The sequence below is a fragment of the Stenotrophomonas sp. YJH_SMC_119 genome (assembly GCF_059368315.1).
The window spans coordinates 75,069-92,159 of sequence record NZ_JCAFRP010000011.1 but is presented as its reverse complement, the minus strand read 5'-3'; the positions used below and the strand labels follow the sequence as shown (position 1 = coordinate 92,159).

Genomic DNA, 17,091 nt, shown 5'->3' with positions numbered 1-17,091 from the left:
CTAGATCGTCCACTCGCGGTCGGTGGTGAACATGATGGTCAACCAGCGGTCCGGCGAGGCCTCGCCCAGCGCGTCGCCGATCTCGTCGCGCAGCTGGTCCCATTCCACCAGCGGCCGCGGCGGATCGTTTTCCGGCACCACGAAGAACAGCTCGATCTGCTCGCCTCGCCCCACCTGCGCCACATAGCTGCGGTGCTCGACGAAGCCATGCTTGGCCACGATCGCGCGTGCCACGGCATCCACGTGCGCCTGCAGCTCCGGCGGGGTGACCAGCAGGATGCCGGCCAGCGCCCGGCGCACGGTGCCGAGCGGGGCGATCATCACCAGCACGCAGACGAAGGCAAGGATGGCCGGGTCGATGTACGGCCCGACCCAGGCCCAGGACGTGCCCTGCACCAGCACGCCGCCGAGGAAGGCCAGCAGGTAGCAGGCCGACATGCTGGCCGCGATCACCCAGTTCTTCGCATCCAGTGCGATGAACTCCGAGCCGATGCGGCGGTTGGCGCGCAGGATGAACCAGGCCAGTGCGCCTTCGCCGACGATGGACAGCCCGGCGAAGGCGATGGCCGGGCCCAGCGCAATGTGGCGGCCCCCGGACATCAGTGCATCTACCGCATTGACCAGGGCATACAGTGCCGCACCGATCATCAGCGTGCCGCTGACCCCCAGCACGATCGGCTCAAGGTGCCAGAAACCCATGGTGAAGCGCTGGTTGAGCCTCGACTGCAACGCATCGGTCTGGGTGGACAGCGCGATCAGGCGTGCCACCAGCAGCGACAGCCAGGTCATGACCACATCGATCAGGCCGTAGATGCCGTCGAAGATGATCAGCGAGGAATTGGCCAGCAGGCCGAATACCACCGCGGCGGCGGCCAGCAGCAGCGAGGCGGCGATCGACAGGCGCAGCACGCCCTGTTCGGTGGCGGGGTCGAAGAACTGCGGGCGGTGGGTGGCCATGGCCCGATTGTAGAGCGGCGGCATGCTTCGCTGTCTTCCGCTGTCCGGCATCGTCGCAGAACGTTGAGGACATCGACGAGAGGCCCAGCGAGCGTGACCGCGAATGCGTCGCCCAGGGCCTGGCCAACATGGTCATCGAATTCCTCGGCCGCATGCGGGATATGCAGCGCTACGATGCCGGTGACACGCAGGTCTACCGCGTGCGTGGGCGGGTGTTCCTTGCCTCGGCCGGCCATCTGGGTGCGGTGTTCGATTACCAGCACGTGACGCCGAGGGTACAGATTGATCTGCGCGACGCCCACCCGTGAGACCTGACCGCCTGAGGCGGCAGTGTTTCAAGAAGCAGACCGCCTATGGATGGCGGGTACTGATCACTTGGGGAAAGCTCCGGACGGACTTATCTGTCGTCAAAGCGTCGACGCGATCAAACCGGATCGACTACACCGCGAGGCCGACTCCCTCGAAGCGTGGGCACGGTCCGGGGCGCAAGACCTCGCATTTGCGACAATCCTCGACGCACCTCAACCAATGCCCCCGTCGACCTCAAGCCGACGAGGGGTGAGCAAGGCAATGGCACTCGCAGGCCCGTGGGCCCGCTCTCTTACGCCATCATGGCCCGCGGGCCGTGCTGCTGGGTCTGCTGGTCGATCTTCTGCTGCTCGCGCTGCTGATCGCTCACCTGCAATGCCCGCTCGCTGTTTTCCTGCACGCTCTGGCGCATCGCGTCTGCCGTCGATACCGGCGCGGTATTGCGGTTCAACGCGCTTTCGTCGTGCAGCGCATTGGCCTGCACCGCGCGCGCCATCGAGCCATCCTGGTTCAGCTCAACGCGATCAACCCGGTACAGGCCGGCACGTGCAGCTTCCACGGTAAGCGCAGCGGCCAGCTTCTCGCTGTGCTCGCCGGAGGGCAGGCCACGCGCTTCCTCGGCGAACTTCACCTGCACCAGGGTCTCGGTGTACAGCCAGTTCTGCGGGCTGCGCGGGTCGGACATCGGGTACACCGTCTCGCGCGCAGGCTCGGCCGCGGCCTGCTGTTCCGGGGTGCTGCCCTGTGCCTGCGCACGCTGCTGCACTTCATTGGCCAGCGCCTGGCGGGTTTCCGCATCGGCAATGCCGGTCGCAGGCAGGCCATGCTGCTGCTGGAAAGCGTTGATCGCATGGCGGCTGCCACCGCCCAGATAGCCATCGCTGCCGATGGCCTGGCCCTTGGCGTCGGTCAGCCCGAGCGCGGCCAGGTTGCCCTGGAGTTCGCGCGCGTCGCGGTCGATCGCGGCCAGCGTGGCTGGCCCGGCCTTGCCGTCCACCGGGTCCAGGTTGTGTGCGCGCTGGAAGTCTTCCACCGCCTTGCGGGTGGTGGCATCGAAGCGCCGGTCCGGATTCAGCGTCTGCTGGCCGTCAGCACTGGCATAGCCCAGCGTGACCAGATTGCTCTCCAGCTTCAGCACGGCACGGCCGCTGGACCCTTCCTTCAACGTCTGCGAACCGGCCTGCTGGCGCGGTGCGCCGATCTGGTCCAGCGCCACCTTGATGTCCGCATCGTTGTGCTCACCGGCGGGCGAGTAGTCGCGGCTGCTGACCTTGGCATGGGCGCGGTCCATTGCGTCCTTGTTGTTGGCGTAGGCATCTTCGTAGCGCACGGCGATGTCGCCGGCCTTGGGCGCGTCGAAGTACTGGTAGGTCTCGCGGATCTGCCCGGCCTTCGCGCGCAGCGCCTCGTAGTCACCGCCTTCTTCCAGCACCTTCTGCAGCTTGGGCAGCTGGCTGGGCAACTGGTTGGCGGTCTTGGCGATCAGGCTGATCGCTTCGAAGCGGTTTTCCTCGGCGATGCCGCTGCCGTGTGCGTCCACCATCGCCATGCCGATCCGGGTGGCGTTGCGCACCTGCGGGTAGTCGATGTTCGCGTGGATCCACTGCTTGCCCTCGGCCGAACCGGCCCAGGCGTTGATGCTGTCGCGCGTGTTGGTATCGATGAACTGGATCGAGCTGCGCCCGCTCAGGCCATTGCCGTGGCTGAGCAGGTCGCGGCGCAGGTCGGCGTGGTCCTGGGTGAAGGGCAGGTTGTGCGCCTTGGCATAGGTGCTGGCCTGATCGATCACGGCGTCGACATAGGTCGTCTCGCCCGCCTTCAGTGCGTGGCCGTCGATGGCGCCCAGCGCCCACTCGCCGCGCTGGCCGAAGTCGACCTGGATCGCGCCCAGGCTGTAACCGCTGTTCTGCGCGACTTTGTTCACCGTGCCCCAGTGCGGTTCGGTCACGCCCTGGGTGATGCCGGCGATGGCCAGATGGTAGGAGGCGGGACCCCCTTCGGTACCACGGCCGACGGCGAAATACACGGCGCCGGAGGTGGCATCGAGATCATGGGTATCGATGTTGGTTGGCATGTCTTACATCCTTGTGCAGTCAGAGGGTTTGCCCCTCAAGGGTCAGTCCAGCAGCTGCAGATACTTCTGCAGCTGGTCGGCACGCGCGCTCAGGCGCATCACATCGTTCAGCTCGCCCTGCAGGTTGCCGGGCTGCGAATCGTCGTACAGCGCGGTATCCAGTTCGCTATCGCGGCTGCGCGACTGCAGCCACGCGCGCTGGGCATTCACCAGCTTGGTCTTCTTTGCGCCACTCAGCTTTGCCTGCAGCTGGCGGTAGGCCTGGTTCAGGCGCTGGTCCTGGCGTGCGCTTTCCGAGGTCAGGCAGGCGGCCTGCTCGATCGCACCCTGTGCCTTGTCACGGCAGGTGGTGAAGGTCGGGCTCAGCCCGGTGGCAGCCGGTGCTGCGGTTGCCGTGCCGATGGCCATTACGGCGACCGCCAGCGCGGTGGCGAGGGTCCTGCTCAAACGCTTGTGCTGCATCATCTGCTCCACACGTCCAATCCATTGCGAGCGACGGACTATAACGGCGTCAATATTTCGTCGTCGTCAACGAATCGCGACAACTGTGACCGGTTGCCCGTCATTGTGGGTTGGCGCCGCCCGGCCTGCGGACGGCCCTCGGGCCCGGGCGCCCCAGCGCTATCCGGGCGCCAGCCGCCGCCATTCAGCCGAGCGGTGTAAACTATTGATCTCACTGGCAATGCCAGTCTCCACGATCAACACCCCGATGACGTCCGCCACCGCCCGTTACGCTGATTCCCTGCGCCTGTCCGTTGCCCCGATGATGGACTGGACCGACCGCCATTGCCGCGTGTTCCATCGCGTGCTGGCGCCGGGTGCACGCCTGTACACGGAGATGGTGCACGCCAACGCGGTCATCCACGGCGACCGCGAGCGCCTGCTCGGCTTCGACCGCAGCGAACAGCCGCTGGCGCTGCAGCTGGGCGGCAGCGATCCGGCCCTGCTGGCGCAGGCTGCGCGCATTGCCGCCGAGTGGGGATACGACGAGGTCAACCTCAACTGCGGCTGCCCGTCCGACCGCGTGCAGGCCGGGCGCTTCGGCGCCTGCCTGATGCGCGAGCCGGTACTGGTGGCCGAGTGCGTGGCGGCCATGGTCGATGCGGTCGACATCCCGGTAACGGTGAAGTGCCGCCTGGGCGTGGACGAGGACAACGACTACGACGTGTTTGCCAGCTTCGTCGACCGCCAGGTCGCCGCTGGTACGGCGATGGTGGTGGTGCATGCGCGCAACGCGTGGCTGAAGGGCCTGTCGCCGAAGGAGAACCGCGAGGTTCCGCCGCTGAAGTACGACTGGGCCTACCGCCTGAAGCAGGAGCGCCCGGCACTGCCGGTGGTGATCAACGGTGGCCTGGCCAGCATCGAGGCGGTACAGGCGCAGGCCGCGCACGTCGATGGCGTGATGCTGGGCCGGGCGGCCTATCACGACCCCTATCTGCTGCATCAGCTGGAGGCGCTGCACACCGGCGCCCCGCTACAGGCACGTGGTGACCTGCTGCGCGCGATGCGCCCCTACATCGAGGCGCGGCTGGGCGAAGGCCTGGCGCTGAAGCACATCACCCGCCACCTGCTCGGCCTGTTCCATGGCCAGCCCGGTGGTCGCGCTTTCCGCCAGGTGCTGAGCGAGGGCGCACACCGCCCGGGCGCCGGCTGGAGCCTGATCGAACAGGCCTTGGCGGTCACCGAACGCGAAGCTGATCGCGCCGCAGCGTGACGTCGGTCACGGTCCTGACTTGACAAGGGGCGGCGATTCGTCCCGAATGTTCACCTAGATGAACGACGCGAGCGCAGGGCCGGAAAAGTTCAGACCGGATTCACTGCCCCAAACCAAGAATTTGCAAAGGATTTGTAAAGCGCCGGGTCCCGAACCCGGCTCCCGGATTTACGACTTTTGAACGAATCGCCGTGCTCGGCTAGGATCGCATCGATGTCTTCCGCTCCCTTCCATCGCCGCATTGCCCTGGCCACCTGCGTGGTGCTGGCGGCTGCGCCGCTGTCTTCGGCGCTGGCGCAACAGCCGCCGCGTGGCGATCAGGGGCGCGCGGAGATGATGGAGCGGGGCGAGCGTGGTGGCCGTGGCGACGAGCGCTCGCTGTCCGATGCCGTGCGCCGCGTGCAGCGCACCACCGGCGGCCACATCCTCGGCGCCGAGCGCGTGCCGTTCGATGGGCGTGACATCAACCGGGTGAAGTACATGGACGACCGGGGCCGGGTCCGCTACATGGACGACCCCGCACCGTCGCGTTCACAGCCGCGCACGCCGCGGTCGGATATGTCATCACTACGCGGCGATAACCCCTGAACAGGGATAGTTGTCGCTATCAACCCGTACCCCACAGGCCTCCGGGCCACACCCAGGACACTAGGGAGAGTTCATGCGTATCCTTCTGGTCGAAGACGAAGCCCCGCTGCGTGAGACCCTGGCAGCCCGGCTCAAGCGCGAAGGCTTTGCCGTCGATGCTGCGCAGGACGGCGAGGAAGGCCTCTACATGGGGCGCGAAGTTCCGTTCGATGTCGGCATCATCGACCTCGGCCTGCCCAAGATGTCGGGCATGGAGCTGATCAAGGCCCTGCGTGACGAAGGCAAGAAGTTCCCGGTGCTGATCCTGACCGCGCGTTCGAGCTGGCAGGACAAGGTCGAAGGCCTGAAGCAGGGCGCCGACGACTACCTGGTCAAGCCGTTCCACGTCGAAGAGCTGCTGGCCCGCGTCAACGCGCTGCTGCGCCGCGCCGCCGGCTGGAGCAAGCCGACCCTGGAATGCGGCCCGGTCGCTCTGGACCTGGCTGCGCAGACCGTCAGCGTGGCCGGCAGCAATGTCGACCTGACCAGCTACGAATACAAGGTGCTGGAGTACCTGATGATGCACGCCGGTGAACTGGTCTCCAAGGCCGACCTCACCGAGCACATCTACCAGCAGGACTTCGACCGCGACTCGAACGTGCTGGAGGTCTTCATCGGCCGCCTGCGCAAGAAGCTGGACCCGGATGGCGAACTGAAGCCGATCGAGACCGTGCGCGGTCGCGGCTACCGTTTCGCGATTCCGCGCAACGAGGGCTGAGCCGGCTCAGCCTGGCGAGACCATGATGTCCGGCCGTCTGTGGTTCTTCCGACGCTGGCGGCCGCGCTCCCTGCAGGCGCGCCAGATGCTTGCCGCGTCCGTGGGCCTGGTCGCGTTCCTGGCCCTGGCCGGTTACGCACTCGACGCCGCCTTCGCCGATACGGCGAAGGCGAACCTGCGTGAGCGCCTGAAGAACTACGCCACCGCGTACGCGGCCGGCATCGACTTCACCCGCGACCGCTCGCTGTACATCCGCGAGCAGCCGCCGGATTCGCGCTTCGACGTGCCGGGCAGTGGCCTGTACCTGCAGGTAGTGATGCCGCACGGCAAGGGCAATTCGATGTCCGCCGAAGGCCCGATGCTGCCCACCGTCGGCGGCGGCCTGCTGGCACCGCGCCAGGAAGTGTTCGAAGGCCCGCTGCCGATGATCCAGATCGACGGCAGCCAGGGTTCGGTGTACCGCTATGGCCTGGGCCTGGTGTGGGACGCCGACGCCGACCCGGCCACCGAATTCCCGTACACCATCTATGTGATGGAAGACTCGCGCGCGCTGGGCGCGCAGCTGCGCGTGTTCCGCGGCCGTGTCTGGTTCTACCTGGGCGGCATCGGCCTGATCCTGCTGCTGCTGCAGACCGTCATCCTGCAGTGGAGCCTGCGTCCGCTGCGTCGGGTGATCACCGAGCTGACCAAGGTGCAGCGCGGCGAGACCGAGCGCATGAGCGAGCGCCACCCGCGCGAGCTGGAACCGCTGACCGACAGCATCAACGCCTTCATTGAAAGCGAGCGCGAGAACCTCGAGCGCCAGCGCAACACCCTGGCCGACCTGGCACACAGCCTGAAGACGCCCATTGCGGTGCTGCGCACGCAGATGGACAGCGGCGCGGGCGATGGCGCGCTGCGCGAGGAGCTGGACGTGCAGCTGCAGCGCATGAACAACCTGGTTTCGTACCAGCTGGCACGTGCTGCGTCGTCGGGCCACAAGCTGTTCTCCGCGCCGCTGCCGATCGAGTCCAACGCTGAGGAAATCGTACGTGGCCTGGAGAAGGTCTACGCCTCCAAGGGCGTGCTGTGCGAGTTCGACATCGATCCGGCCGCGCGCTTCCACGGCGAGCCGGGCGACCTGCAGGAACTGCTTGGCAACCTGCTGGAAAACGCCTTCAAGTGGGCCAACCGCCGCGTGCTGCTGACCGCGCAGCCGCTGCCGGCACCGAACGCGCGCCGCGCTGGCCTGCTGCTGGCGGTGGACGACGATGGCCCGGGCATTGCCCCGGACGACATCGGCAAGGTGCTGCAGCGTGGCGTGCGTGGCGACGAGCGCGTGCAGGGCCACGGCATCGGCCTGTCGATCGTGCAGGACCTGATCAAGGATTACCGCGGCGAACTGGCCGTCGGCCGTTCCAGCGAACTGGGCGGCGCCCGTTTCGAAGTGCGTTTGCCGCCGGGGCCGTAAACCTCGTTGATCGGTAGTGCCGGCCGCTGGCCGGCACCCTCATGATCTTCGGTGGCATTGCCAGGTTGCCGGCCAGCGGCCGGCACTACCGTGTTTCGATCTTCGGCGGCTCGCCGTAGAACCGCCGCAGCCACGCGTTCCCGTCCGCCGGGCATCGCCTGACGCAACAGCGCGTGGTGTTCCGGTAGTGCCGGCCGCTGGCCGGCACCCTCATGCTCTTCGGTGGCATTACCAGGTCGCCGGCCAGCGGCCGGCACTACCGTGTTTCGATCGTCGGCGGTTCGCCGTGGAACCGCCGCAGCTGCGCGTTCCCGTCCGCCGGGCGTCGCCTGACGCAATAACGCGTGCGTAATCCGGTAGTGCCGGCCGCTGGCCGGCACCCTCATGATCTTCGGTGGCATTGCCAGGTTGCCGGCCAGCGGCCGGCACTACCGCGTTTCGATCTTTGGCGGCTCGCCGTAGAACCGCCGCAGCTGCGCGGCGACCTCCGGCAACGCCTGCTGCAGCAGATCCGGTGCCGAGAAGTGATACTCGCTGGCCACCGCGAAGAACTCTTCCGGCGCCTCGGCCGCGTACGGGTCGATCAACATTTCCTCGCCGGCATCCACCTGCGCGCAGAAGGCATCGTAGGAACGCTGGAAGGTGGCTGCCCACTCGCGCTGCCACTCGCGCGGCAGTGGCGGCGTGCCGTCCATCGCACCATCCAGCGCATCCAGCTTGTGCACCATCTCGTGCACCGCCACGCAGTAGCCCTCGTGCGGCGTCGCCAGGTCGGCCTGCACATCGGCCCACGACAGGATCAACGGACCGCTGTCCCACGACTCGCCAATCAGTTCGTCATCCCACTCATGCAGTACGCCGGCCGCATCCATGTGGCTGCGATGTACGCGGAATGCATCGGGGTAGACGATCAGCTGCGACCAGCCTTCCAGACCCACCTCGCCGAACTCCAGCAGCGGCAGGCAGCACAGTGCCGCCAGCAGCACGCCATCGCCGGCCTCCAGCTGCAGCTCGCCGATCGGGGTAATGGTCTTCTCGTGCAGGAAGCGCGTGGCCAGCAGGCGCAATCGCGCGCGGCGTTCGTCGTCCAGACCGTGCAGCCAGGCGGCGCGGCGGCAGGCCTCATTCCACAGTACATCGTCGATCGGCCGCGGCGCAGGCCGCAGCCACTGCAGCAACGACTTGATCAGCGGAACATTCCCGGCAGGTAGCTGTGCCACTTCGGTGCGCGGATGCGCTGCAGCACGTCGTCATCGCTGCCACCGCCGCCCGTGCTGGTGTTGGCTGCCGGGCGGACCGGTGCCGGCTTGGTGGTGGCGGCCGAAGCGGTCGCGGTCGGTGCACGCTGCGAAGCGGCATCGCCGTTGGAGGACACGCAGGCGCCGCGGCTGTCGTCCAGCGCTGCCGTCGCAGACGCCGCGAAGGGCATCGTCAGCAGGATCAGGCAATGGGCATAACGGCGCATTGACGACATCCACGTTAAGGGAAGGTGAGTTCCCGATTCTAGCCCGAACCCGGCGCCCCGTTGGAAGCCCCCGCGGAACCCAGCGTGGCGGGCGCCGCTGGCGGCTTTCCCGCATAATTCCTTCCTGACTTCGTGGAAGCTGCCGTGGACGACCGCCAATTGCTGGCCAAACTCGCTGCCGGTCGCCTCTCCGGCGACGCCCTGGCCCGTGAGCTGGGCCAGACCCGGGCGGCCATTTGGAAGCGTATTCAAGGACTTAGAGCCGCCGGTGTAGACATCGAGGGCCGCGCTGGCGAGGGCTATGGCCTGACCCGCCCGGTCGACCTGCTGGACCCGGATGCGATCCGTGCCGGCCTGCCTGCCGGCGTCCAAGCCCTGCTGCACGACCTGCAGGTCGCTTGGACAGTGGACTCGACCAACGCCGAATTGCTGCGTTGCAGCGCGCCCCAGCGCGGGGTGAGCGTCCTGCTGGCCGAGCGCCAAACCGGCGGCCGCGGCCGTCGCGGCCGTACGTGGGCGTCGCCGCTGGCCGCGCATATCTACCTGTCGGTGCTGCGGCTGTTTTCCGGTGGCCTCGGTCGCCTGGCCGGGCTGAGCCTGGTGGCCGGCATCGCCGTGGCCGAAGCGCTGCACGACCTGGGCTACACCCAGGCGCAGCTGAAGTGGCCGAACGACCTGATTGTCGATGGCAAGCGCAAGCTGGTCGGCCTGCTCGCAGAAGGCGGTGGCGAATACGCCGGCCCGGCGCGCGCGGTGATTGGCATCGGCATCAACACGCACATGCCGCCGTCCTTCGCCGAGCAGATCACCCAGCCGTGGGTGGACCTGGACACGCTGGCCGGCAAGCCGGTGGACCGCAACGTGGTGGTTGCTGCCGTGCTGGCGCGCCTGCTGCCGGCACTGGAAGAATTCGATCGCGAGGGCCTCGCTCCCTTCCTGCCGCGCTACGCCGCGTTCGACATGCTGGCCGGTCGCGAAGTACGGGTGGAACTGGAAGGGCAGTGGCAGCACGGTACCGCGCTTGGCCTGGCCGATGACGGCGCACTGCGCGTGCGCATCGATGGCCGTGAGCGCCTGCTGCACGCCGGCGAAGTCAGCGTGAGGGCGGCATGAGCGATTGGTTGTTCGACCTCGGCAACTCGCGCTTCAAGTTCGCGCCGTTGCAGGGCGACCGTGCCGGTGACGTGCAGGCCTGGGCGCATGGCGCCGAAGGCATGGCCGGACAGCCGCCGCACAGCTTGCCCAGCGGCACCACCGCGTTCGTGGCCAGCGTGGCCGCACCGTCGCTGACCAGCGCGATGCTGGACCAGCTGCAGCGTCGCTTCGAGCACGTGCACGTGGTGCGTACCAGCGCCGAATGCGCCGGTGTGCGCATTGCCTATGCCAAGCCCGAAAAATTCGGTGTGGACCGTTTCCTGGCCCTGCTGGCTGCGGCCAAGGCGCAGCGCCCGGTGCTGGTGGTCGGGGTGGGCACCGCACTGACGATCGATCTGCTCGACGCCGACGGCCAGCACCACGGTGGCCGCATTTCCGCATCGCCCACCACCATGCGCGAAGCACTGCATGCCCGCGCGGTGCAGCTGCCGGCTACCGGCGGCGACTACAGCGAATTCGCCAACGACACCGCCGACGCGCTGGCCTCCGGCTGCGATGGCGCCGCGGTGGCGCTGGTCGAACGCAGCGCGCAACAGGCGCACGCGCTGCTGGGCGTGGCACCGTCGCTGCTGGTGCACGGTGGCGGCGCACCGGCGCTGATGCCGTTGCTGCCCGGCGCCGACTACCACCCCTCGCTGGTGCTGGATGGCCTCGCCCGCTGGGCGGTGCACCAGCCCGCAGGCTAGTATCCGCGCATGCTGACCCGTGCCCTGATCGTCGTACTGGCCATCCTCAATCTTGGCGTCGCCTGCTGGTGGCTGCTGCGCGATGCACCGCAGAAGCCTGCGCCGCCGCCGCAACCCGCCGGCGTGGCCGAGCTGCGCTGGGTGCCCGGTGGCGTGGATGCCGCGGCGGCCGCCGAAGCCACGGCCGCCGCGCCGACCGCGCCGTTGATGGAGCGCGAACCGGCGGAGAAGACGGCCGTGGCTGTAACGCCGGCGCTCGCCGCCCCGGCCAAGCCGGAGATTGCCAAGCCGCAGGCGGCTGAGGCTACGCCGGTTGCTGCCGCTGCCAAGCCGGCAACACCGCCTGCACCGACCCCGGCGCCGGAAAAGCCCGTAACCCCGCCCGTGGCTGCCGAACCGCCGCGCTGCATCGCGCTGGGCCCGTTCGCCGACCGCGCCGCCGCGACCAATGCGCAAGGCAAGGCCAGCACGCTGCTCAGCCAGGTGCGCCTGCGCGAACAGCCCGCTGCCAGCGGCAGTGCCCGTTACCGGGTGATGCTGCCGGCCGCCGCCAACCGCGAAGAAGCCCAGGCCACCGTGAAACGCATCGTCGCCGCTGGCCTGAGCGACTACTACATCATCAGCCAAGGCGAGGAGGCCAACGCCGTGGCGCTGGGCCAGTACCGCAACCGCGAAGGCGCCGAGCGGCGCATGGCGGCGGTGCAGGCCGCCGGCTTCCAGCCGCGCCTTGTCGCCAGCGGCGACGCCGGGCAGTGGTGGCTGGAAGGGCAGCTGGCGGCAGGCACGCAACCGGCCCAGGCCCAGCAGCGCAGCGGGGCGGCACAGAGCCGGTCGCTGGAATGCGCAAGGTTGCGCTAGAATCCCCGGACCGCGGCGCTGCCGCCGGTGATCCACCCATGCCGCTTTAGCTCAGTTGGTAGAGCAACTGTCTTGTAAACAGTAGGTCATCCGTTCGATTCGGATAAGCGGCACCATCCCCATGATTCAGCGCCTCTTTGCGCTGCTCCAGATACCTGCCCGGTGGTTCGAAGGGCGGCAGAGCTGTTTTCTCGACAGTCTTACCTTGAGAACGATAGCCCGTCCTGCGCATGAACCTGCTGCGCCGGCTGCTGTTCAAGATCTGCGGCCAACGCTTCAGCGCGATGAAGGGACTCTGCTTCAGGCGCACGAAGCGCGTCCATCGTACTCATGGTTCCACGACGTTGGGCAGGATCGTCCATCGCTCCCTCGACGATGAATACCTTCTCGCCACGTGCAAGGGACTCTGTCGGGTTGTTCAATACAACGTGGTCAACTCTTGAAAGCCCTTGCTCCTTCGCGAGCACCAACAGACTCGCGGACATGCGCTGGCTCGACTCATCCCACTGCTTCCCGCTCTCGGCGTCCAGGCGTTCCACACCCGCTCTGATCTGCATGTAGAGAGAGCGGTCAGCGTTGCCGAGTTCGGCCACTGAGAAAGTAGCTCGTTGCAGCGAGAGCGAGTCGTCGGTGGTCGAGCTGAGGCTGGCCGCAACCGCCGTACGCTCGGCGTCAAATTCTGGATCTGGCCTACGCCGCCGTTGCGTGGGTGCTATTTCCCGGTCGTAGAAGTCGCCGTAGTAAAGCTCGTATGTCGCATGAGGTCCAACGGACGGAGCCTCCGTCTTAAACACCTCAGCGATCTGACCCAGTGCTTGGCTACGGTTGATTCGTCCCGCCTGGAGTTCTGCCGCAATGGTTCCATATTGTTGTGGCCGGCTACCCGTGCCGGAAACGCCAATATCTGGGCCACCACCCGCAACGATTTCACGCTGGACCTGGACATTGCTGAGAGTCGCGGCGGCTTCTCCTCGCAACTCGCTGTCTACATAGGCTTGCTTAGAAGCTCGGTTTGAGGGTTCGGTGAAGAGATGGTGCCCAACTTCGTGAGAAAGAGAACGTGCGAGTCTGGTGCCTTGCCCGATTGCATTCTCGTCTATGACGATCTTCACGCCGGGAACAAGGTAGGTGCCTTCACCGGCTGTGCCCCATTGAACAACGATACCTTCGCGTCTCGCCTGGGCGAGACCCGCCTGAAGTGTTGGGGATTTTGCCAGAAGCGGGGCCAAGGAAGGATCATCCAACGGCGATGCAGGACGCCGCGCGGCTCCTGGGCGGCCTCCCTCCTGCGGCTGTGGCAGTCCAGCGTCTTCAGTACGCTCCATGCGGCGGCTCCTTCGCAATTACAGGGATCAGTGCTGACGGATCGATATGTAGGTCAGCGTCACGCTGTCGGCGGCGAGCCCAAGCACGACCTGTGCATCGTTCACCTGCGCGGTCCAGTAAGGCCGGGAGCCCGGCGCATCGGGTCGAGGTGGATGTTTGGTGGAGTTCTCCCAGATCATTTCCTCGAGCGCAATGCTCGGTGGCGCGATATCAAAAATCAGGTTCGCGAGGGCGGGGTTGTCAGCGGCACTTCTCAGCCTGATGTTCCGCACCTCAAGGTCGCCCAGCATTCCGCGTTCTGCGATCCGCTCGTCCATGAGATCCTGACGCGCCGGCTCTCCCAGACGGGTGTGGAGAAGTTCACTCAATGCATCGACATCATCAAAGCGAACTGTAGACAATCGCTCGATGCTGTTCTTGAATCGCTCCATACCAATTTCACTCCCTGATTCGACGGCCTGTCTTTGATTCAGATGATCTGATGGGCGTGGCGGCGCGGCGGTTGAACATGCTGCCAGTACAAGCGCCGGAATAGCGATCGCGAGGCGACGACGCGCTGCGATCCAGAGGCGCCGCCGAAGTCCACGTTCTGATGAAGTAGCGCATTTCTCGACCCATGCATTCATGAAAGCATCTCGCGCGCCAATGTCACACTCTTGAATCTAGCACAGCATTTTGTGAGTGCGGATCGGGTCCGCGTGAACAATGAGCTACTGAAAACGCACCCGATTCCACTTTCCAATTTGAGAAGAGGGGGCGTCGGCAGCGAGGGAGGGAGTGCCAGACGGGAGGCCGAGCACAGCTCCAAGCGTGCATTCCCGATAGTTGAAAGACTGTAGCCAGTAGGCTACAGTTCTCCATGAAGATCCAGCGTACCCGTCAGTTCGCGACATGGATTGACGCTCTCAAGGACGTAACCGCACGCGCTCGCATCCTGGCCCGTATCGGTCGGCTCGCTGAAGGCCATCCGGGTGATCACCGCTATCTGGGGGACGGTATTTCCGAACTGCGTATCGATGCAGGGCCGGGCTACCGCCTGTACTACACCCAGCGCGGCAGGCAGTTGCTGATTCTTTTGGTCGGAGGTGACAAAAGCTCACAGCAACGCGATATCGAAAAGGCCAGGGAGATTGCACGTGCCCTGTGAGCGTCGAACCGGCTGTAGTCGAAACGAATCAATACCGAAGTACTGGAGCTGTTCCATCATGGCCACTAAGAAAAAAGTCGAACTCAAATCATTTGATGTGGCCGAACACCTTCGGACACCCGAAGAAATGGCAGCCTATCTCGACGCCTGCATCGAGGAAAGCGACGGCGATTCCGCGTTCATCGCCAAGGCGCTCGGCGACATCGCGCGCGCTCAGGGTATGAGCAAGGTTGCGCGCGCGGCGGGCCTGTCGCGCGAGAGTCTTTACCGCGCACTGTCCGGCGAACGCAGCCCCGATTTCGCCACCATCCTGAAGGTGACCCGTGCCTTGGGTGTGCGCCTGCATGCCAGTGCCGTGTGAGGCATCAAGGCACTGCGCTCCACTTCCGCCGCCTCAAGAAGTCCGGTGCGATCAGTCTCAATCAAACCGAATGATGCGGATCAACCCTCTTGTCGACGATCCGTCTCCGAAGGCGGCCACCGTGCCACAGGGGAATACCTCTTTCGCACCGTCATGGTTGACGAATGAGATCGTGCAGTGCGCCCGCGTCCCAGGCGTGATGCGGGTGACGACGCGGTCATTCAGCACGAAGCTGTACCACATGACTCCAGGGCTTATGGAAAGCGCCCTGGGACGCGCGGTGGAGGCGATCATCTCGGCAACAGTGCCACCGCGCGAATCCACTTCGTCCAGCCGCAGCTCAACAAGGAAAGGTTTCAGGTCTGGGTAGGGTGTGCTCATTCCAGCAGCGGGTCTGCCTGAATCGTTAGCTGGGTTGCGGCGTGTTGAACCTATGCGTTGGGGATCTCAACGTTCCGCATTATTGAGTCCCACCCATCTGCAACGCCACATACTCCGCCAGCCCCCGGCAGGCCAGCATCAGCCCTTCGCGCGTGCCGTCGCCGATGTCGTCTTTCTCTTCCCCATCCACGCGCACGCGCTCGGCGGCGTGATACAGCTCCAACAGCGACACCAAACCCACCGCGGCGCGATCCCGGCGTGCGGCGGCCACGGCCTGGCCGGGTGTGGTGGAGGGCCCCGGCCACGGCTGTCCATCGGCGGCGTCACCGGCCTGGATGCGCTGCAGGCAGCCGGGCAGGTTGATCGGCGCGGGCGCCTCGTTGGCGGCGGCGAAAGCGGCTTCCAACGGCTGCGCCAGTTCGGGTGGCAGGCGCAGCGCAGCCTCGCCCAGGGTGGCGGTCAGGTACGGGTGATGGGTCTTGGGCATGCGGGCGTCCTCGTCGGCAACAGAGGTGCCACCCGAAGAGGGTGGCGGGCGATGCGTGGCTTCCAAGACCGGAAATCGATGAGCCGGTGGGCACAGGGCCCCCACGCACCGCCCGCCGTCGATCGGCGAACGGATTGCCAGCCGGCGCCGCTCTTGGGAAGACGGCGCCGGCTGGCAAGCGTATACAGCTTCGATTAAACGGGCTTGGAAGTCCCGGCCACCTTTGCAGGTGGCGATTCATCATGCGCACGTGAAATCACCGCCTGCCAGTCGTTTGTTTCGATGGCATCGGGTGATCTGAAAGGAAAAATGAATTATCGCGTTTGGCCCGTTTCGAGCATCGCAATGCCAGAAGCGACATATCGCGCAGCGCCGTCATCATCGGTCATCCGGGCTGCGCCACTGTTGCCGCACGGCTTACAGTAGCGTGCGACGTAAAGCCGGCTTAACAGCCTCGGCAAGGCACCAAGGCAACGATACCAGACCCAAAAGTGCCAACGCGCGCCCCGATCTTGATATTCCTCACGGACCGCCCGCAGCGCCCACCGCATACTGCCGCTACACGCCCACCTGGGCCTCTTCGGGATCCGCACATGCGTCGCCACGCCCTGCCGCTCACCGTCGCATTGTTGTCCGCCGCATTCGCAGCCCCGGCCATGGCCGCCGTGCCGTTCTTCAACGCCAGCTGCCCGGGCGGCATCGATGTTCACGCCGACGATGGCGGACCCGTCTACGTGCAGGGCCGCGAGGCCACACTGAAACGTTTCAACGACCGCTATTTCGAAGCACGCGATGCCAACAGCGGCATCACCCTGTCGATCAGCCGCAACGATGACGGCGCGCCGCAGGTCAGCTACACCGGCCGTGGCGGCGCCAATGGCATCTGCCAGGTCAGCGCCAGCGGCACGTCCGCGCTCACCGCAAACAGTGCACGCCCTCGCGACGCTGCCGCCGGAGATGCCGCACTACCGCGCGAAGTCACCTGCGAATCCACCGACCAGCAGCAGGTCTCGTGCGATCTGAACACCCGTGGCAACGTGGAAATCGTGCGCCAGCTCAGCCGTACCCGTTGCGAGGAAGGCAAGAACTGGGGCCTGTCGCGGCATTCGGTGTGGGTCAATGGCGGGTGCCGGGCGGTGTTCCGCAATACCTCGCGAATGTCGTATTCAGCCCCAACTGGTGACAGCGCGCTGGGCGCCTGCAACCTGCGCAAGGGCGCGCAGGGCGCGGTGGTGACCCAGGTGCCGGTGGGCAGCGACTACCAGGAGCTGATCATTGATTACCCCGATGGCCGCTACCTGTGCATGATGCGCAACAACGGCGAAGTGCAGAGCGTGACCCCGCTGCGCCGCCGCGGGGGTTGAGTTCGTCGCGCC

The 17,091-nt window shown here is 66.2% G+C and carries 20 protein-coding genes and 1 tRNA gene; 12 read left to right on the top strand and 9 right to left on the bottom strand.

Features of this window, described 5'->3' with window-relative positions; translation table 11 throughout:
• Window positions 1–981, bottom strand: a complete 981-nt coding sequence (locus AC5P6S_RS16055) for a cation diffusion facilitator family transporter (protein ID WP_005407688.1) — start codon at window positions 979–981, stop codon at window positions 1–3.
• 104 nt (window positions 982–1,085) lie between these two features.
• On the opposite strand from AC5P6S_RS16055, the gene AC5P6S_RS16050 reads away from it, so the two are divergent.
• Entirely contained in the window at window positions 1,086–1,265 is a 180-nt protein-coding gene (locus AC5P6S_RS16050; protein WP_111173852.1) for a sulfate transporter, read from the top strand.
• Window positions 1,266–1,558: 293 nt separating this feature from the next.
• Here AC5P6S_RS16050 and AC5P6S_RS16045 read toward each other — a convergent pair whose 3' ends face one another.
• Complete coding sequence (locus AC5P6S_RS16045; RefSeq protein WP_495204670.1) at window positions 1,559–3,340, bottom strand: peptidoglycan-binding domain-containing protein; 1,782 nt, start codon at window positions 3,338–3,340, stop codon at window positions 1,559–1,561.
• Between the two features lie 42 nt (window positions 3,341–3,382).
• Window positions 3,383–3,802 carry a lysozyme inhibitor LprI family protein gene (locus tag AC5P6S_RS16040; RefSeq protein ID WP_216655230.1) on the bottom strand — a complete coding sequence of 140 codons (420 nt, stop codon included), beginning with the start codon at window positions 3,800–3,802 and terminating at the stop codon, window positions 3,383–3,385.
• Between the two features lie 220 nt (window positions 3,803–4,022).
• Here AC5P6S_RS16040 and dusA point away from each other — a divergent pair, with 220 nt between their 5' ends.
• The 4 genes from dusA to AC5P6S_RS16020 all read left to right on the top strand — a co-directional run bounded on the left by dusA (window position 4,023) and on the right by AC5P6S_RS16020 (window position 7,849).
• The gene (dusA, locus tag AC5P6S_RS16035) at window positions 4,023–5,054 is read left to right on the top strand and encodes a tRNA dihydrouridine(20/20a) synthase DusA (protein ID WP_065183737.1); all 1,032 of its coding nucleotides are present in this window, start codon (window positions 4,023–4,025) and stop codon (window positions 5,052–5,054) included.
• A gap of 213 nt (window positions 5,055–5,267) precedes the next feature.
• Window positions 5,268–5,642: a hypothetical protein gene (locus AC5P6S_RS16030; protein WP_005407693.1), complete on the top strand. Its 375-nt coding sequence runs from the start codon at window positions 5,268–5,270 to the stop codon at window positions 5,640–5,642.
• A gap of 73 nt (window positions 5,643–5,715) precedes the next feature.
• Window positions 5,716–6,399 (top strand): response regulator transcription factor, encoded by a 684-nt coding sequence (locus tag AC5P6S_RS16025; protein ID WP_004136763.1) that lies wholly within the window; start codon window positions 5,716–5,718, stop codon window positions 6,397–6,399.
• Window positions 6,400–6,424: 25 nt separating this feature from the next.
• Window positions 6,425–7,849, top strand: a complete 1,425-nt coding sequence (locus AC5P6S_RS16020) for an ATP-binding protein (protein WP_032953760.1) — start codon at window positions 6,425–6,427, stop codon at window positions 7,847–7,849.
• Between the two features lie 428 nt (window positions 7,850–8,277).
• Here the strand turns inward: AC5P6S_RS16020 and AC5P6S_RS16015 are convergent, their stop codons facing one another.
• Together AC5P6S_RS16015 and AC5P6S_RS16010 are read right to left on the bottom strand one after the other, a co-directional pair.
• Window positions 8,278–9,069 carry a M90 family metallopeptidase gene (locus tag AC5P6S_RS16015; protein ID WP_183153719.1) on the bottom strand — a complete coding sequence of 264 codons (792 nt, stop codon included), beginning with the start codon at window positions 9,067–9,069 and terminating at the stop codon, window positions 8,278–8,280.
• Window positions 9,036–9,314 carry a hypothetical protein gene (locus tag AC5P6S_RS16010; RefSeq protein WP_005411956.1) on the bottom strand — a complete coding sequence of 93 codons (279 nt, stop codon included), beginning with the start codon at window positions 9,312–9,314 and terminating at the stop codon, window positions 9,036–9,038. The genes AC5P6S_RS16015 and AC5P6S_RS16010 overlap by 34 nt, the downstream gene beginning before the upstream one ends.
• A gap of 144 nt (window positions 9,315–9,458) precedes the next feature.
• Here AC5P6S_RS16010 and birA point away from each other — a divergent pair, with 144 nt between their 5' ends.
• The 4 genes from birA to AC5P6S_RS15990 all read left to right on the top strand — a co-directional run bounded on the left by birA (window position 9,459) and on the right by AC5P6S_RS15990 (window position 12,129).
• Window positions 9,459–10,427: a bifunctional biotin--[acetyl-CoA-carboxylase] ligase/biotin operon repressor BirA gene (birA, locus tag AC5P6S_RS16005; RefSeq protein WP_049460450.1), complete on the top strand. Its 969-nt coding sequence runs from the start codon at window positions 9,459–9,461 to the stop codon at window positions 10,425–10,427.
• Window positions 10,424–11,155, top strand: a complete 732-nt coding sequence (locus AC5P6S_RS16000) for a type III pantothenate kinase (RefSeq protein WP_065183739.1) — start codon at window positions 10,424–10,426, stop codon at window positions 11,153–11,155. The genes birA and AC5P6S_RS16000 overlap by 4 nt, the downstream gene beginning before the upstream one ends.
• A 9-nt stretch (window positions 11,156–11,164) precedes the next feature.
• Complete coding sequence (locus tag AC5P6S_RS15995) at window positions 11,165–12,013, top strand: SPOR domain-containing protein (RefSeq protein WP_065183740.1); 849 nt, start codon at window positions 11,165–11,167, stop codon at window positions 12,011–12,013.
• A gap of 40 nt (window positions 12,014–12,053) precedes the next feature.
• Window positions 12,054–12,129: transfer RNA gene (locus tag AC5P6S_RS15990), tRNA-Thr, on the top strand.
• An 84-nt stretch (window positions 12,130–12,213) separates the two neighbouring features.
• Here the strand turns inward: AC5P6S_RS15990 and AC5P6S_RS15985 are convergent.
• The gene (locus AC5P6S_RS15985) at window positions 12,214–13,338 is read right to left on the bottom strand and encodes an XVIPCD domain-containing protein (RefSeq protein WP_012478868.1); all 1,125 of its coding nucleotides are present in this window, start codon (window positions 13,336–13,338) and stop codon (window positions 12,214–12,216) included.
• 27 nt (window positions 13,339–13,365) lie between these two features.
• On the bottom strand, window positions 13,366–13,965 hold the full coding sequence (locus AC5P6S_RS15980; RefSeq protein ID WP_012478869.1) for a hypothetical protein: 600 nt from the start codon (window positions 13,963–13,965) through the stop codon (window positions 13,366–13,368).
• A gap of 233 nt (window positions 13,966–14,198) precedes the next feature.
• Between AC5P6S_RS15980 and AC5P6S_RS15975 the strand changes: the two genes are divergently transcribed.
• Both AC5P6S_RS15975 and AC5P6S_RS15970 read left to right on the top strand, forming a co-directional pair.
• Window positions 14,199–14,486, top strand: coding sequence for a type II toxin-antitoxin system RelE/ParE family toxin (locus AC5P6S_RS15975; RefSeq protein ID WP_012478870.1), 288 nt, complete (start codon window positions 14,199–14,201; stop codon window positions 14,484–14,486).
• A 58-nt stretch (window positions 14,487–14,544) separates the two neighbouring features.
• On the top strand, window positions 14,545–14,847 hold the full coding sequence (locus tag AC5P6S_RS15970) for an addiction module antidote protein (RefSeq protein WP_012478871.1): 303 nt from the start codon (window positions 14,545–14,547) through the stop codon (window positions 14,845–14,847).
• A 57-nt stretch (window positions 14,848–14,904) separates the two neighbouring features.
• On the opposite strand, the gene AC5P6S_RS15965 is transcribed toward AC5P6S_RS15970, so the two are convergent.
• Both AC5P6S_RS15965 and AC5P6S_RS15960 read right to left on the bottom strand, forming a co-directional pair.
• Window positions 14,905–15,228 carry a hypothetical protein gene (locus tag AC5P6S_RS15965; RefSeq protein ID WP_012478872.1) on the bottom strand — a complete coding sequence of 108 codons (324 nt, stop codon included), beginning with the start codon at window positions 15,226–15,228 and terminating at the stop codon, window positions 14,905–14,907.
• A gap of 79 nt (window positions 15,229–15,307) precedes the next feature.
• Window positions 15,308–15,715: a hypothetical protein gene (locus AC5P6S_RS15960; protein WP_044569408.1), complete on the bottom strand. Its 408-nt coding sequence runs from the start codon at window positions 15,713–15,715 to the stop codon at window positions 15,308–15,310.
• A gap of 593 nt (window positions 15,716–16,308) precedes the next feature.
• Here AC5P6S_RS15960 and AC5P6S_RS15955 point away from each other — a divergent pair.
• Window positions 16,309–17,079: a DUF3011 domain-containing protein gene (locus tag AC5P6S_RS15955; RefSeq protein WP_012478874.1), complete on the top strand. Its 771-nt coding sequence runs from the start codon at window positions 16,309–16,311 to the stop codon at window positions 17,077–17,079.
• Window positions 17,080–17,091 lie beyond the last annotated feature (12 nt).